This is a genomic window from Gammaproteobacteria bacterium (genome assembly GCA_030680605.1).
GTDB lineage: Bacteria > Pseudomonadota > Gammaproteobacteria > SURF-13 > SURF-13 > JAQBXX01.
Genome location: JAUXUQ010000022.1, coordinates 109,226 through 122,991, shown reverse-complemented (window position 1 = coordinate 122,991; position 13,766 = coordinate 109,226). Strand labels below are relative to the sequence as shown.

General features: G+C 63.4%; 13 protein-coding genes and 1 pseudogene. 8 read left to right on the top strand and 6 right to left on the bottom strand.

What is annotated here, in order from left to right; genetic code table 11:
* The 5 genes and pseudogenes from Q8L89_09360 to Q8L89_09340 all read right to left on the bottom strand — a co-directional run.
* A partial coding sequence (locus Q8L89_09360) for a type II toxin-antitoxin system prevent-host-death family antitoxin (GenBank protein ID MDP1709250.1) occupies window positions 1-137 on the bottom strand: 137 nt, incomplete at its 3' end.
* A 211-nt stretch (window positions 138-348) separates the two neighbouring features.
* Window positions 349-996, bottom strand: a complete 648-nt coding sequence (locus tag Q8L89_09355) for a phosphoribosyltransferase family protein (GenBank protein MDP1709249.1) — start codon at window positions 994-996, stop codon at window positions 349-351.
* Between the two features lie 14 nt (window positions 997-1,010).
* The gene (gene prs / locus Q8L89_09350; protein ID MDP1709248.1) at window positions 1,011-1,883 is read right to left on the bottom strand and encodes a ribose-phosphate diphosphokinase; all 873 of its coding nucleotides are present in this window, start codon (window positions 1,881-1,883) and stop codon (window positions 1,011-1,013) included.
* A 71-nt stretch (window positions 1,884-1,954) separates the two neighbouring features.
* Window positions 1,955-3,374: pseudogene (locus tag Q8L89_09345) on the bottom strand (RtcB family protein).
* A 35-nt stretch (window positions 3,375-3,409) separates the two neighbouring features.
* Window positions 3,410-3,820, bottom strand: coding sequence for an archease (locus Q8L89_09340; GenBank protein ID MDP1709247.1), 411 nt, complete (start codon window positions 3,818-3,820; stop codon window positions 3,410-3,412).
* Window positions 3,821-3,965: 145 nt separating this feature from the next.
* On the opposite strand from Q8L89_09340, the gene Q8L89_09335 reads away from it, so the two are divergent.
* The 6 genes from Q8L89_09335 (at window position 3,966) to Q8L89_09310 (ending at window position 9,876) form a co-directional block, all read left to right on the top strand.
* Window positions 3,966-4,196, top strand: coding sequence for a HypC/HybG/HupF family hydrogenase formation chaperone (locus tag Q8L89_09335; GenBank protein ID MDP1709246.1), 231 nt, complete (start codon window positions 3,966-3,968; stop codon window positions 4,194-4,196).
* The gene (locus tag Q8L89_09330; GenBank protein MDP1709245.1) at window positions 4,189-4,572 is read left to right on the top strand and encodes a hydrogenase maturation nickel metallochaperone HypA; all 384 of its coding nucleotides are present in this window, start codon (window positions 4,189-4,191) and stop codon (window positions 4,570-4,572) included. Before Q8L89_09335 ends, Q8L89_09330 begins: the two co-directional genes overlap by 8 nt.
* Window positions 4,565-5,338 (top strand): hydrogenase nickel incorporation protein HypB, encoded by a 774-nt coding sequence (gene hypB, locus Q8L89_09325; GenBank protein ID MDP1709244.1) that lies wholly within the window; start codon window positions 4,565-4,567, stop codon window positions 5,336-5,338. The genes Q8L89_09330 and hypB overlap by 8 nt, the downstream gene beginning before the upstream one ends.
* Window positions 5,339-5,344: 6 nt before the next feature.
* Window positions 5,345-6,442 carry a hydrogenase formation protein HypD gene (hypD, locus tag Q8L89_09320; protein ID MDP1709243.1) on the top strand — a complete coding sequence of 366 codons (1,098 nt, stop codon included), beginning with the start codon at window positions 5,345-5,347 and terminating at the stop codon, window positions 6,440-6,442.
* Window positions 6,439-7,320, top strand: a complete 882-nt coding sequence (locus Q8L89_09315) for a M28 family peptidase (GenBank protein MDP1709242.1) — start codon at window positions 6,439-6,441, stop codon at window positions 7,318-7,320. The genes hypD and Q8L89_09315 overlap by 4 nt, the downstream gene beginning before the upstream one ends.
* 75 nt (window positions 7,321-7,395) lie before the next feature.
* Window positions 7,396-9,876 (top strand): AMP-binding protein, encoded by a 2,481-nt coding sequence (locus Q8L89_09310; GenBank protein MDP1709241.1) that lies wholly within the window; start codon window positions 7,396-7,398, stop codon window positions 9,874-9,876.
* Between the two features lie 26 nt (window positions 9,877-9,902).
* Here the strand turns inward: Q8L89_09310 and Q8L89_09305 are convergent, their stop codons facing one another.
* Window positions 9,903-10,337, bottom strand: a complete 435-nt coding sequence (locus Q8L89_09305) for a MazG family protein (protein ID MDP1709240.1) — start codon at window positions 10,335-10,337, stop codon at window positions 9,903-9,905.
* A gap of 80 nt (window positions 10,338-10,417) precedes the next feature.
* Between Q8L89_09305 and hypF the strand changes: the two genes are divergently transcribed.
* Together hypF and hypE are read left to right on the top strand one after the other, a co-directional pair.
* Complete coding sequence (hypF, locus tag Q8L89_09300; GenBank protein ID MDP1709239.1) at window positions 10,418-12,706, top strand: carbamoyltransferase HypF; 2,289 nt, start codon at window positions 10,418-10,420, stop codon at window positions 12,704-12,706.
* On the top strand, window positions 12,706-13,710 hold the full coding sequence (gene hypE / locus Q8L89_09295; GenBank protein MDP1709238.1) for a hydrogenase expression/formation protein HypE: 1,005 nt from the start codon (window positions 12,706-12,708) through the stop codon (window positions 13,708-13,710). Before hypF ends, hypE begins: the two co-directional genes overlap by 1 nt.
* Window positions 13,711-13,766 lie beyond the last annotated feature (56 nt).

Here is a 13,766-nt window from a genome sequence, read left to right as displayed (position 1 = left end):
CGTGCGCCCAGACTGGGCACCAAATCCGCAATGGCTACGCCGCGATTGGTGATGGTAAAGCTTTTGCCGGTTTTTACCTGCCGCAGCAATTCAGGGAGCCTTGTTTTCGCCTCATATGAGCCAATTTCGATCTTCATGGCTGTCTCCTGCTATATGCACTTAACATAGACCAGTGTATAGACCAGTCTGATTAAAATCAATTAAGGAAGCTCTGATTAATTCCTTTTGCGCCATTCCCGCGAAGCTTGTCCCCGCGCAGGCGGGGAGCGGGAATCCAGCAACTCATTGAATTTTCAGCTCTGGATTCCGGGTCTACGCTACGCTCCGCCCGGAATGACGCATGCCTGCTCAGCGAAGCGGTGCGCTGGTTTTGCTCTCGCGCAGCAGGGCGATCACTTCTTCATCATCCACCTGGGGGAAGTCGGCGTAAAACTGGCCGACGGCCTGAAAATACTCCGGCGCGTGCAGGCACACCACCTCATCGGCGTACTGCGTCACCTTCTGCAGCGTCTCCGGCGGCGATACCGGCACCGCCGCGATCAGTTTTTCCGGCTGCTTGGCGCGCAGCGCGTGCAGCGCCGAAATCATGGTGGCGCCGGTAGCCAGGCCGTCATCTACCACGATGACAGTGCGACCCTGCACCTCAGAGGGCGGGTGCACCGGCGTGTATTGCGCGCGGCGGCGGCGCATGGTCGCCAGCTGTCTCTGTTTCTCCTGCTGGAGATATTCCGGCGTCGCGCCCGCTGCCGCGGCGTAGTCGGACACATAGGTCCAGCCGCTCTCATCCACTGAGCCGACGGCGAACTCCGGATTGCCCGGTGCGCTCAATTTCCGCACCAGCACGACGTCCATCTCGCCACCCAGGGTTTCGGCGATGTCCTTCGCCATTGGCACCGCGCCGCGCGGGATGGCCAGAATCAGCGGGTTTTTGCCGCGATAGTGTTTGAGTTTTTCGGCCAGTAATTGTGCGGCCTCGGCACGGTTCTGGAAGTACATGATCTGCCTCCTCGTTAATTGCGCTCGCTGTTCAATGCCTCGGCAAGCTGCTGCGTGATGCTCACGACGCGTACGCCGTGTGGTGCACGCCCCGCCAAGGTATCGCTCACTATAATTTTCCAAATCGGCGCAGAGGCTAGGGCTTTATGGCTCGGCGCCGAGAACACGGCGTGCGTGGCCACCACCGAGATGGAGCGCGCGCCCTGCTTTTTCAACAGCACTGCGGCGGACGCAATCGTGCGCCCGGTATCTACCATATCGTCCACCATCAGCACCCGCTTGCCCTTGACCGGATAGGCTGTGGCGCTACGCCTGACCTGGTTGGGCCGGGGACGATGCTTGCGCATGATGAGGACGGGCGCATTGCCGGCAACACTCCGCGCCCGCTCTGCTGCGCCCGCATCCGGCGCTACGACAAGATCAAAGGCCTGGGCCATCGACGTATGCACCAGCCACGGCAGACAGGATAATTCGCGGTGCGGGGCCAGCATGGCGCGTACCGCATCGCTGTGCAGGTCGACGAATACGCGCTGCCGTGCCGGTATACGGTTGATGGCTTCGGCCACCATGCGCGCCAGCACCGCCTCGCCCTTCTCCGACTGCCGGTCCTGGCGGCTGTATGCGAGATAAGGGATGCACAGCGCCTCGATCGCAATGCCGCTGTCCTGCGCCGCCCGGGCGAGCGCGAGCAGATCGAACAGCGACCCGGGGTCGGGGGTGATATTGGCCAGCAGCACGAGCGACTTCGGCTGCCGCTGGAAGTCCAGGCGGTAATAGCGCTCGCCGTCGGCGAACTGTTTGCACGCATAGCGCAACAGGCGGGCGTGCTTGTATTTCTCCAGCCTGCGTGCCAGATGGAAACAGTTTTGCGTGGCCAGTATCAGCATGCGTGCGCCCCATCGCCGGGCATCGTTACGCTCCCCGGCGTCCCGGATTTGTTGTTGTTCGCCTTGCGGCCTCAGCCCTTCACACAGGCCTTGGGCCGCAGAAAGGCGACGCGCCTGGCGAGCCCTGCCTTTTCCGTCACCTCCGCCACCAGGTCCACATCCTTGTAGGCGCCCGGCGCCTCTTCCGCCGCGCCGCGCATGGAACGGGTGCGGATAATAATGCCGCGCTCCGCGAGTTCATCCACCAGTTGCCGCCCGCTCCAGCGGCGCAGCGCCTGATGGCGGCTCATGGCGCGGCCCGCGCCGTGGCTCGCCGAAGACCAGGCGCGGGTTTCGCTCTCGCGCGTGCCGGCCAGCACATACGAGCCCGTGCCCATGCTGCCGCCGATGATAACCGGCTGACCCACCGCGCGGTAACGCTCCGGCAACGCGGGATGACCGGGGCCGAAGGCGCGCGTCGCGCCCTTGCGGTGCACGTGGAGCACGCGCTGCCTGCCGTCCACCTTGTGCTGCTCCACCTTGCAGGTGTTGTGCGAGACATCGAACAGCGTTTCCAGTTGCGCGTCGGGCAGGAGGCGCGTGAACGCCTCGCGCGTGAGGTGCGCGAGTATCTGGCGGTTGGCCAGCGCACAGTTGATCGCCGCGTTCATCGCGCCGATGTACTGCTGGCCTTCGGGCGAAGTGATCGGCGCGCAGGCGAGTTCGCGGTCGGGCAGTGCGACGCCGAGGCGGCTCGCGGCCTTGGCGAGCGTGATGAGATATTCGGTGCCGATCTGGTGGCCGAGGCCGCGCGAGCCGCAGTGGATGGAGACGACCACCTGCCCCTCATGCAGGCCGAAGGCCTGCGCCGCCTCTGTGTCATAAATTCGATCCACCACCTGCACTTCGAGATAGTGATTGCCGGAACCCAGCGTGCCCATTTCGCCGCGCTGGCGTTTCTTGGCATGATCGGAGACATTCTCCGGCACCGCGTCCGCCACCTGGCCGCGCTCCTCGATATAGTCCAGGTCCTCCGCCACGCCGTAACCGTGTTTCACCGCCCGCCAGCACCCGGTCGAGTTCCGCGGGCGCAAGCTTGAGCTCGCCTTCTTCGCCCACGCCGGCGGGGATGGTGTGAAACAGGATGTCGGCCAGCGTCTTCATCTGCGGCAGGATGTCGGTGATTACAAGATTGGTGCGCAGGCAGCGGATGCCGCAGGAGATGTCGAACCCCACGCCGCCGGCGGAGATGATGCCGCCCTGTTCGGCATCGAAGGCGGCGACGCCGCCGATGGGAAAGCCGTAACCCCAGTGCGCATCAGGCATTGTCATCGCGGCGCCGACCAGGCCGGGGAGCCGCGCCACATTGGTAATCTGCTCCAGCACCTTGTCATCCATGCTGGCAAGCAGCGGCTCGCTGCCGTAGAGACAGACCGGCGCGCGCGTTTCGTCCGCAGCGAGCGGCACGCTCCAGCGGTACTCATCCAGCCTGACCAAGTGACTCAGGTCCATGGGCGACTCATGTCCGTGTCTGGTTTCCGCCGCTCTCACACATCGACCACACAGCGCGCCTCCCACCCTGCGGGTCCGGACTGCACGGACAACAGGGTAAGCGTGGCGCCCTTCACCTCGACGCCCTTCTCCAGCGCATCGCGCCACGACTCGCCCCACGCGCCGCCTTCCCAGTGCGCGCCGTTGCGGTGCAGATGAAAACGCCCGAAGACGAGCCCGTGGGTGCGCGCCTCGGTGAGCAGGCGGTTCAGCCAGGTGACGAGTGCAAACTCCACATCCTCCTCCTCAAACTCGAACTGCACATGCTGCGCCTCATGCACCGTCGTGATGTCCACCATGATGGCGAACATGGCCTCGGCGGCAGAGATAAAGGCCTCCTCCGGTGTATTGCCGCGGCCGATTATACCGGTGTCAGCATCGTGCTCGAAGTAACCGTAGCTCAACATCCTTCCAAGCCTATCACAGAAACCCGGAGCGGCTATTTGATCTGGCGCAAGAGATTCCTGTTCATATGGCCGTCCGCGCTTGATCTTGCTGCCGGGCGGCGTAATATGAAGCTATCTAAACTGCACCGGCCCAACGGAGGGCATCATGTGCCTCGCCATTCCCATGCAGGTAATAGAGACGGATGGAGTAACCGCACGCTGTAACGCTAACGGTGTAGAACGCACGGTCAATTTGTTCTTGCTGGATGCTCCACTTATAGTGGGTGAGTTTGTGCTGGTTCACGTGGGCTACGCCATCCAGAAGATTTCCGCGCCACACGCACGCTCGGCATGGGAACTCCACGACCAGATGCAGTCGCAGGTTCATCATGCATGAGCTTTCCATTTGCCGCGCACTGCTGAAACAGGCCGAGGTTGTCGCACGGCAGCAGCAGGCACGCGCCATCGACATCATCCGGCTGCACATCGGCCCGCTCTCCGGCGTGGAGGCCACCCTGCTGGAGCAGGTGTTTCCCCTCGCGCGCCGTGGCACCCTCGCGAGCAGTGCACGGCTGGTGATCCGGCGCGCACCGGTGCGGGTGCACTGCGCGCAGTGCGACACCGAGACGGAGGTCGCGATCAATTGCCTTGTGTGTGGGCAGTGCGGCAACTGGCGCACGCGGCTGGTGAGCGGCAACGAAATGCTACTGGAAAGCGTCGGACTGATTATTTCCGATCCACCCACGACAGAAACGGAGGTGGCCTGTGTGTAACACCTGTGGCTGCAACATCACGCCGGGCAACCGGCACCTGATCTACAAACCGGTTGCCGGCACAACCGCGGTGACGGTGCTTGGCAGTCTGCTGGCCGAGAACGACCATCAGGCGGCGCACAACCGCACGCACTTCGATACCCACGGTGTGCTCGCCGTCAATCTGATGTCAGCACCGGGTGCGGGCAAGACTGCGTTGCTGGAGGCCACCATCGACGCACTCAAGCATGAATTCAAGCTTGCCGTGGTCGAGGGCGACCTGGAAACCGAAAATGACGCCGCCCGCATCCGCGCCAAAGGCGTGCCCGCCGTCCAGATTACCACCGGCACCGCGTGCCACCTCGATGCGCACATGGTGCACGACGCCCTGCATCACATCCGGCTCGACGGTCTCGACATCGTGTTCATAGAAAATGTCGGCAACCTGGTGTGCCCGGCGAGTTTTGATCTGGGCCAGCATCACAACATCACGCTGCTTTCAGTGACCGAAGGCGACGACAAGCCCGCCAAATATCCCGTCATGTTCCGCGCGGCGGATCTGGTTCTGCTTACCAAGACCGACCTGCTGCCGGTGCTGGACGATTTCGATCCTGAAAAGGCGGAGCACTGTCTGCGCCAACTGGCCAACCCTGCACCGCTGTTCCGGCTCTCGGCCAAGACCGGGGCCGGTCTCGAACACTGGCTAGCCTGGCTGCGCGCGCAGGCCACCGCGCGGCGCGCCCATCCTCCCACTGCTGTTGTTGCGCACGCGCATGCGGCGGGCTGAATAACGATGACGCTCTCCGCAGCAGCGTGGCTGGAAAAGATTCGCGCCCTGCCGTTGCCGCGCAAGGTGCGCATCATGAATGTGTGCGGCGGGCATGAGCGCACCATCACACACGCCGGCCTGCGCACGGCGCTGCCGCGCAACATCGAACTGATTCCCGGCCCCGGCTGCCCGGTGTGTATCTGCCCCGAGCAGGACATCCTGCACGCCATCCAGCTCGCGCGGCACGAGGATATTATCCTCGTCGCCTTCGGCGACATGTTGCGCGTGCCAGTGAATGTGGCCAAGGGCGAAATCCGTTCGCTCGAACAGGCCAGGGCCGCAGGTGCCGACATCCGCGCGATCGCAACGCCGGGTGAGGCGGAGACCATCGCGCGCCAGAACAGCGCAAAGGCGGTGGTGTTTTTCGCGGCTGGTTTCGAAACCACGATGGCGCCGATTGCCGCCCTGCTGGCGCAGGGCCTGCCGCAAAATCTGTTCATCCTGCTCTCCGGACGGCTGACCTGGCCCGCGGTCGCCCTGCTGCTCGATTCCGGCGCGCCCGGCTTCGACGCGCTGATCGCGCCGGGCCACGTCGCCACCGTGATGGGGCCGGAGCAGTGGCGCTTCGTTGTGGATAGCCACCACATCCCCGCGGCGCTGGCGGGCTTCACCCCCGAGTCACTGCTGGCGGCCACCTATTCCACGCTGCGGCAGTTGAGCGAAAATGAATTCTTTCTGGATAATTGCTATCCGGAAGCGGTGCAGCCACAGGGTAACCCGCGCGCGCAACAACTGCTCGCCGCCACGATGGACGTGGAGGATGCCGCCTGGCGCGGCATCGGTGTCATTCCGGCCTCAGGCTTCGCATTGAAACCAGCGCTACAGGCCCATGATGCACGACGCCGGTTTCCGCTTGTGCAGGAGATGGTACGCAAACGCAGCGGTAAAATGCCGCCGGGCTGTGACTGCGCGCGCGTGGTGCTGGGCCAGATCTACCCCGACGCGTGCACACTCTACGGCCGCGCCTGCACACCGCGCACCCCGATTGGTCCCTGCATGGTATCGGACGAAGGCGCCTGCCGCATCTGGTGGTCTGGTGGCGTACGCAACGATGCAGCGTGACTACTGAAATCACGGCAGCGCGCCTTACCGCTCACGTGCGGGAGCTTGCCGAGGTAATCGGTGAGCGCAATGTCTTTCACCCGCAGGCGCTGCACGCCGCCGCTACGTACATCACGCAGGAGTGGCAGCAACAGGGCTATACGGTCAACCCGCAAACCTATGACGTCTCCGGCGTGGCCTGCTCCAATCTCGAAGTCACACGCAGTGGCAGCAGCAAGCCCGATGAAATCATACTCATCGGCGCGCATTATGATACCGTCGCGGGCAGCCCCGGCGCTGATGACAACGCGAGCGGCATCGCGGCGCTACTGGAAATTTCCCGAACCTTCGTTGCGCTCGCGCCGGAGCGGACGGTGCGCTTTGTCGCCTTTGTGAATGAAGAGTCGCCCTTTTTCTTCTGGGAGACCATGGGCAGTCTGGTCTATGCACGCGCCGCGCGCAAACGCGGCGATAACATCCAGCTCATGATCTCGCTCGAAATGCTGGGCTGTTACAGCGCAGCAGAGGGCAGCCAGGGCTATCCGCCGCTGCTCCGGTTTTTCTACCCCGACAAGGGCGACTTCATCGCCCTTGTTTCCGATTTGCGCTCACGCCCCCTGCTGCGCCGCTTCACCTCCCTCTTCCGCGCCCACTCGGATTTCCCCGTGCAGCAGCTTGCCACCTTCTTTCTTGTCCCCGGTGTCGCATTGAGTGATCACTTCTCCTTCTGGCGTCAGGGCTACCGCGCGCTGATGATCACGGACACCGCGTTTTACCGCAACCGTCACTATCACACCGCCGGCGACACGCCGGACAAAATCGATTACGTCGCGCTCACCCGCGTCACCGAGGGCATCCACCGGGCTTTGGCAGAATTCTCGGCGGCGCGCCCGGCCTGAATCTTGTCGCAGATCAAGGACACCGGCGCTGCGATACTCTAGTTTCAGGCAATTAACAGAATTCGGAGTGCATTGATGCTGCTGACACACATTCTTGAACGAAGCACGCAGGAGTTTCCTGAACGGACCGCCCTGGTCATGCGCATGGGTTACCGCACCGTGACGCTGAATTACCGCGAGGCGTACGAACTCGCGCGCAGGATCGCCTGCCTGTTGCAGCAACACGGCGTAATGCCGGGCGATCGCGTGATCGTGCTGGCGCCCAACTCGCCTTACTGGATCTGTGTGTTCTGGGCCACGCTGCTCTGTGGCGCGGCAATAGTGCCGCTTAATATCCAGAGCACTGCCAGAATGATCGCTGACATCGCCAGCCACACCGGCGCGAAGGTCATCTTCAAGTACCGCTATCTCAAGGAAGCACTGCCCGGCGGTGTGCCGGTTTATGACATCGAATTCATCAAGGAAGATGTTGCCGGCATTGACGCCGCTGCCTTCAAAAAAGTGCAGGCGGCGGAGCATGATCTGGTCGAAATCATGTACACCTCCGGCACCACGGGCGAGCCGAAGGGGGTGATGCTGACGCACGCCAATCTCTATTCCAACGTGACCGCGATCGCTGCCGGCATTCCGCTCACGCCGCAGGATCGCCTGCTCTCCATTCTTCCCCTGAGCCATATCCTGGAACAGACGGCCGGCTTTCTGCTGCCGTTCAGCGCCGGTGCGCGCATCGTGTTTACCCCCACGCCCGCAGCGATTGCCGGTCTGCTCCCGCAGCACCGCATCACAAAAATGGTTGCCGTGCCCGAGTTTCTCAAAGTGATGATGAGTAAAATCGAAGAGCGTGCGGCGGCGCGTGGTTTTCCCCTCGCGGCCTTGCGGAACCTGGCACAGCGCCTGCCGCTCAAGTCGCTTCAGCGCCTGCTGTTCTTTCCGGTGCACAGAACGTTCGGTGGCAGGCTGGAGACCATCGCCTGCGGCGGCGCGCCGCTCGATGTAGCGCTGGAGAAAAAGTGGGAGGCGCTCGGCATCACCCTGCTGCAGGGCTACGGTCTCACCGAAACCTCGCCCGTAGTGACCAACAACACCCGCAAACATCATCGTTCCGGCTCGGTGGGGCGTGTCTTGCCCGGCGTTGCCGTCAAAATCGCCGACGACGGAGAGATACTGGTCAAGGGACTGAATGTATTTTCCGGCTACTTTAATGACGAGCAAAAGACGCGCGCCGTGTTCGACGCGGAGGGCTGGTTCCACACCGGCGATATCGGGGCAGTGGATCAGGACGGGTTTTTATTCATCAAGGGCAGAAAAAAGTACGTGATCATGGGCCCCGGGGCCCAGAACGTCTACCCCGAGGACATCGAGTGCGAGCTCAATAAAATTGCCGGCGTGAAGGACAGCTGTGTAGTGGGGCTCGACAGGCCAGGCGGCCAGGTGGATATCCATGCCGTGCTGCTGCTCGACGCCGCAGTACCGGAAGCACCGCAGGCGGCCGACATCATCGCCGCCGTCAATCAGCATCTTGCCTCGTATCAGCGCATCACCAGCGGGTCGCTCTGGCCGCTTGACGACTTCCCGCGCTCCGCCACGCACAAGATAAAGCGCGAGCCGGTGCTGGCGCATCTCATCACCCATGTGACGGACGGCGAAAAGGCTGCACCCGGCGGTGAAAAAACCATACTCATGCGCCTGCTGGCCTCGCTCACCGGCCAGCCACTGGCGCGCATCAACGACGCCACGCAACTGGTTGCGGACCTCAATCTGGATTCACTGTTGCGCATCGAGCTGGTGATGCGCCTTGAGGAGACCTTCGGCGTGGCCATAGATGAGACGGCCATCACACACACCACCACGGTTGCGCAACTCGAGGTCATGACCCGGGCGGGAACCGCTCCGCGGGCAAAGCAGCGTTTCAAGAGCTGGCTGCTGACACGCTGGGCGTCCTGGCTGAGGGCGGCCTTGCAGTCTCTGCTGGTGTTTCCACTCATGCGCAGCTTCATGAAACTCAAGGTCGAAGGGCGTGAGCATCTCGATGCGATTCCACTGCCCGCCGTCTTTATGCCCAATCACGTGAGCTATCTCGACTCCATGGCGCTGGCAATGGCCTTGCCGCGCCGCATCCGCAAGCGATTGGCCTTCGCCGCGGCGCAGGATGTGGTGTACGGGGAATTCAAGTCGGTCGCCTGGCTGATTGAGTTTGCCTTCAATACCTTTCCCTTCCCGCGTCACGAACACGAGCACATCCAACACGGGCTCGACTATGCGGGCAGGCTGCTGGATCGCGGTTGGTGCGTGGTCGTATACCCGGAGGGCAAGATGAGCGAAACCGGTGCCCTGCTTCCGCTGCAACGCGGCGCCGGCCTCATCGCGGTCGAAGCGGATGTCTGCGTCGTCCCTCTGAAAATCAGCGGCACAAACGCCATTGTGCCTTGCGGCAAGATCATGCCCAGAAGACGCGGCGTGGTCACGGTACGCTTCGGCACACCCGTTAAATTCAGCCGCCGCGATTCCATTGCTGATGTCACCAACAGGCTACAGGCCGTAATGCGGGAGATGTGATCCATCACGCGGAAATACCGGCGCGCTCAGGCCCTTTCCTCGGACTTCACCTGATTCCACAGGTCGTCCATCTCTTCCAGGTTGGACTCGTCCGGCCCACGCCCGCGTTGCGCGAGTAGCTCCTCAATGCGGCGAAAGCGGCGCTCGAATTTGGCGTTGGCCCGCTGCAACGCGGCCTCCGGATTCACCTTCATGTGGCGCGCGAGATTGACGCACACAAACAGCAGATCGCCGATTTCATCCTCCAGCCGGTCGTGGCCTGCGACTTGCTTGATCTCGTGGCGGATCTCCTGCAGCTCCTCCTCGATCTTTTCCAGCACCTGGCTTACCTGCGGCCAATCGAAGCCGACGGCAGCAACGCGGTGCTGAAACTCCATGGCGTGCGCGAGCGCAGGCAGACAGGCATCCACGCCATCGAGCACGCTCTGTGGCCCGTTTCCGGTGCAGGGTTTTTTACTCATCGAATCACTCGCGTTATAGGGTAGCCGTGAAACCAAGCTTATGCTAGTTTGAAAGCGTTTACATCCCGCAGGATAACTCCATGACCGCAGCGCTGTTGCCCGCATCTATCGCCACCCATTGCGCGCGCAGCTGGGTGCTGGCCGGGCGCGTGCAGGGGGTGGGTTTCCGTCCTTTCGTGTACCGTCTGGCGCATGACTGCGGCATTTGTGGCTGGGTGCGTAACCGGTCCGGGCAGGTGGAGATTTTCGCGCAGGGCGACGGCGCATCGCTGGAACGGTTCGGCCAGCGATTGTTGAGTGATGCGCCACCGCTAGCGCAGCCGCAGGTATTGTCGAGTGAACACACGCCGTTGCTACCGCTGGATGAGTTCAGCATTTTGCCAAGCACAGAATGCGCGCCCGCCCACGTACATCTCGCGCCCGATTATTTCACCTGCGCGGACTGTCTCGCTGAACTGCATAACCCCGGCGACCGCCGTTATCGTTATCCCTTCATCAACTGCACCCAGTGCGGCCCGCGCTACACCATCATCCGCCGCCTGCCTTATGACCGCGCCAACACCACTCTCGCGGGGTTTGCGTTGTGCGCGCAGTGCCGCGCGGAATATCAAAACCCGCTGGACCGGCGCTTTCATGCCGAGCCGCTCGCCTGCCCTGCCTGCGGCCCGCAATTGTCTTTTAAGGCAGCAGCGGATAAAACCATTATCGGTGCCGCTGCGCTTGCCGCGTGCGTAGCCGCACTGCGCGAGGGGGAAATCATCGCCGTGAAGGGCGTCGGCGGCTATCACCTGCTGTGCGATGCGCGTAGCGACGCCGCCGTGCTGCGTTTGCGCGCCACCAAGCCGCGTCCGCACAAGCCGCTCGCCGTGATGTTCCCCCTGCATGGGGCAGACGGTCTTGACGCCGTGCGTGAGGCGGCAGAGGTCGACGCGATTGCGGCGCAACTGCTGCGCGACCCCATGCGTCCGATTGTGCTCGTCACCCAACGCAGCGCAGCGAATCTCTCCGGACACATCGCGCCCGGCCTGGATGAAATCGGCGCCCTGCTGCCTTACAGCCCTCTGCATCATTTATTGTTGGAAGATTTTGGCGCGCCGCTGGTGGCGACGTCCGCCAATGTCAGCGGCGAGCCGGTCCTCACTGCCAACGAGGAAACACAAACGCGCCTCGCGCACGTGACCGATGCCTTCCTGCACCATGACCGCCCCATCCAGCGCCCGGCGGACGATGCCGTGTTTCGCATCATTGCCGGGCAGCCGCGTCCGTTGCGCCTCGGCCGCGGCGGCACGCCGCTGGAACTGGAACTGCCGTTTGAGTTGTCCCGGCCCGTGCTGGCGACCGGCGGCCACATGAAAAATACCATTGCCCTCGCCTGGCACAACCGCGTGGTGATCTCGCCGCACATCGGCGACCTCGGAACGCCGCGCGGCCTCGAAGTATTCGAACAGGTGATTGAGGATTTACAAACGCTCTATGGCGTACGCGCCGAAAAAATCCTGTGCGACGCCCATCCCGATTACGCCGGTACGCGCTGGGCCCGGCGCTGGAACAGGCGCAGCGGGTTGCCGCTGACACAGGTCTGGCATCATCACGCGCATGCCTCCGGCGTCGCAGGCGAATTTCCCGCGATAAAAAACTGGCTGGTGTTTACCTGGGACGGCGTGGGCCTGGGTGAGGACGGCACCCTGTGGGGCGGCGAGGCCTTGCTGGGAGGCGCCGGGCACTGGTGGCGTGCGGCCAGCCTGCGGCCGTTTCATCTCCCCGGCGGCGAAAGGTCCGCGCGCGAACCGTGGCGCAGCGCGCTCGCCCTGTGCTGGGAATCGAATCAGGCGTGGCACAACGGCCCGGCGGAGGACACCGCGCTGCTGCTGCACGCGTGGCAACGGCGCATCAACGCACCGCAAACCAGCGCGGTGGGCCGATTGTTCGATGCCGCCGCCGCACTGCTCGGCTTGGTACACACTGCCAGCTTTGAAGGGCAGGGGCCGATGACGCTGGAGGCAGTCAGCCGCGCGGGTGCACCCCCTGTCAACTTACCGTTGCAGCGCAACGCGCACGGCCTCTGGCGCACCGACTGGGCGCCGCTCGTGCCGCTATTGCTTGATGAACATGTTGCCGTCGCTGAACGCGCGAGTATTTTTCACGCCAGCCTCGCGCACGCGCTGCTGCAACAGGCGCGCATGCTGCGCGATGAACACGGCGTAAACGACGTGGGCCTGAGCGGCGGCGTATTTCAAAACCGCATCCTCGCCGAACACGCACTGCGTCTGTTGCAGGATGAGGGGTTTGCCGTCCATCTTCCGCGCCGCGTCCCCTGCAATGACGGCGGGCTCAGTTACGGACAAATCATCGAGGCGGCACAGCACTGATGCAGGACACCCACATCACCCTCGCCCACGGCAACGGCGGGCGCTACATGCGCGAACTGGTGGAGGAACTGTTCGCACGCCACCTTGCGAATCCGGCGCTCGATATCCAGGCCGATGCCGTTCCGCTCGCCCTGCCTGCGGGAGACATCATGCTGACCACCGATGGCTTCATCGTGCAGCCGCTGGAATTTCCCGGCGGCGACATCGGCACGCTGGCGGTACACGGCACGGTGAACGATCTTGCCGTCGCGGGCGCGACGCCGCTCTATCTCAGCCTCAACACCTTCATTGAGGAAGGCTTCGAAATCGCGCGACTCACCCGCATCGTCGAAAGCCTGGCGCGCGCGGCGAAGGAAACGGGTGTGCGCGTAGTAGCGGGCGACACCAAGGTGGTGCCGCGCGGCGAAGGCGGCGGATTATATCTCGCCACCAGCGGCGTCGGCGTGCGCGATCCGCAATTGCACCTGGGCATAAACCGGATACAGGAAGGCGACGTGATTCTGGTGAGCGGCCCGGTGGGCGACCACGCCGTTGCCGTGCTGCTCGCGCGCGAGCAGTTCGGCTTGAGCGGCAGCGTCCAGTCAGACCTCGCCTGCGTGCTGCCGCTCACGCGCGCGTTGCATGCATTGCCGGGACTGCGCTTCATGCGCGACCCGACGCGCGGCGGGCTTGCCACCGTCGCACACGACATCTGCCGCGCCACGGGATTGGGCCTGCATCTCAAGGAGAGCGCCATCCCGCTGCGCGCTGCCGTGCGCAGCGTGTGCGACATCCTCGGCTACGACCCGCTTTATCTCGCCTGCGAAGGACGCGTGGTCGCGGTGATGGCGCCCGACCAGGCCGACGCGGCGCTTGCCGCGTGGCACGCATTGCCACCCGGCAACGAAGCCGCCATCATCGGCCAGGTGACGGCCGCCAAACCGCACGTCGTACTGGAGACACCGCTCGGCGGCAGCCGCATACTGCAAGAACTGGAAGACGACCCGCTGCCGCGCATTTGCTGACAACGCGCTGGGGCCTCATCATTTCACTTGATATATTACGCGTGGCGTAGGTCGAG

Bases quoted from the DNA above. Each gene is read 5' to 3' on its own strand.
- Q8L89_09355 (MDP1709249.1), bottom strand. From the start codon at position 996: ATGTACTTCCAGAACCGTGCCGAGGCCGCACAATTACTGGCCGAAAAA.
- prs (MDP1709248.1), bottom strand. From the start codon at position 1,883: ATGCTGATACTGGCCACGCAAAACTGTTTCCATCTGGCACGCAGGCTG.
- Q8L89_09340 (MDP1709247.1), bottom strand. From the start codon at position 3,820: ATGTTGAGCTACGGTTACTTCGAGCACGATGCTGACACCGGTATAATC.
- Q8L89_09335 (MDP1709246.1), top strand. From the start codon at position 3,966: ATGTGCCTCGCCATTCCCATGCAGGTAATAGAGACGGATGGAGTAACC.
- Q8L89_09330 (MDP1709245.1), top strand. From the start codon at position 4,189: ATGCATGAGCTTTCCATTTGCCGCGCACTGCTGAAACAGGCCGAGGTT.
- hypD (MDP1709243.1), top strand. From the start codon at position 5,345: ATGACGCTCTCCGCAGCAGCGTGGCTGGAAAAGATTCGCGCCCTGCCG.
- Q8L89_09310 (MDP1709241.1), top strand. From the start codon at position 7,396: ATGCTGCTGACACACATTCTTGAACGAAGCACGCAGGAGTTTCCTGAA.
- Q8L89_09305 (MDP1709240.1), bottom strand. From the start codon at position 10,337: ATGAGTAAAAAACCCTGCACCGGAAACGGGCCACAGAGCGTGCTCGAT.
- hypF (MDP1709239.1), top strand. From the start codon at position 10,418: ATGACCGCAGCGCTGTTGCCCGCATCTATCGCCACCCATTGCGCGCGC.
- hypE (MDP1709238.1), top strand. From the start codon at position 12,706: ATGCAGGACACCCACATCACCCTCGCCCACGGCAACGGCGGGCGCTAC.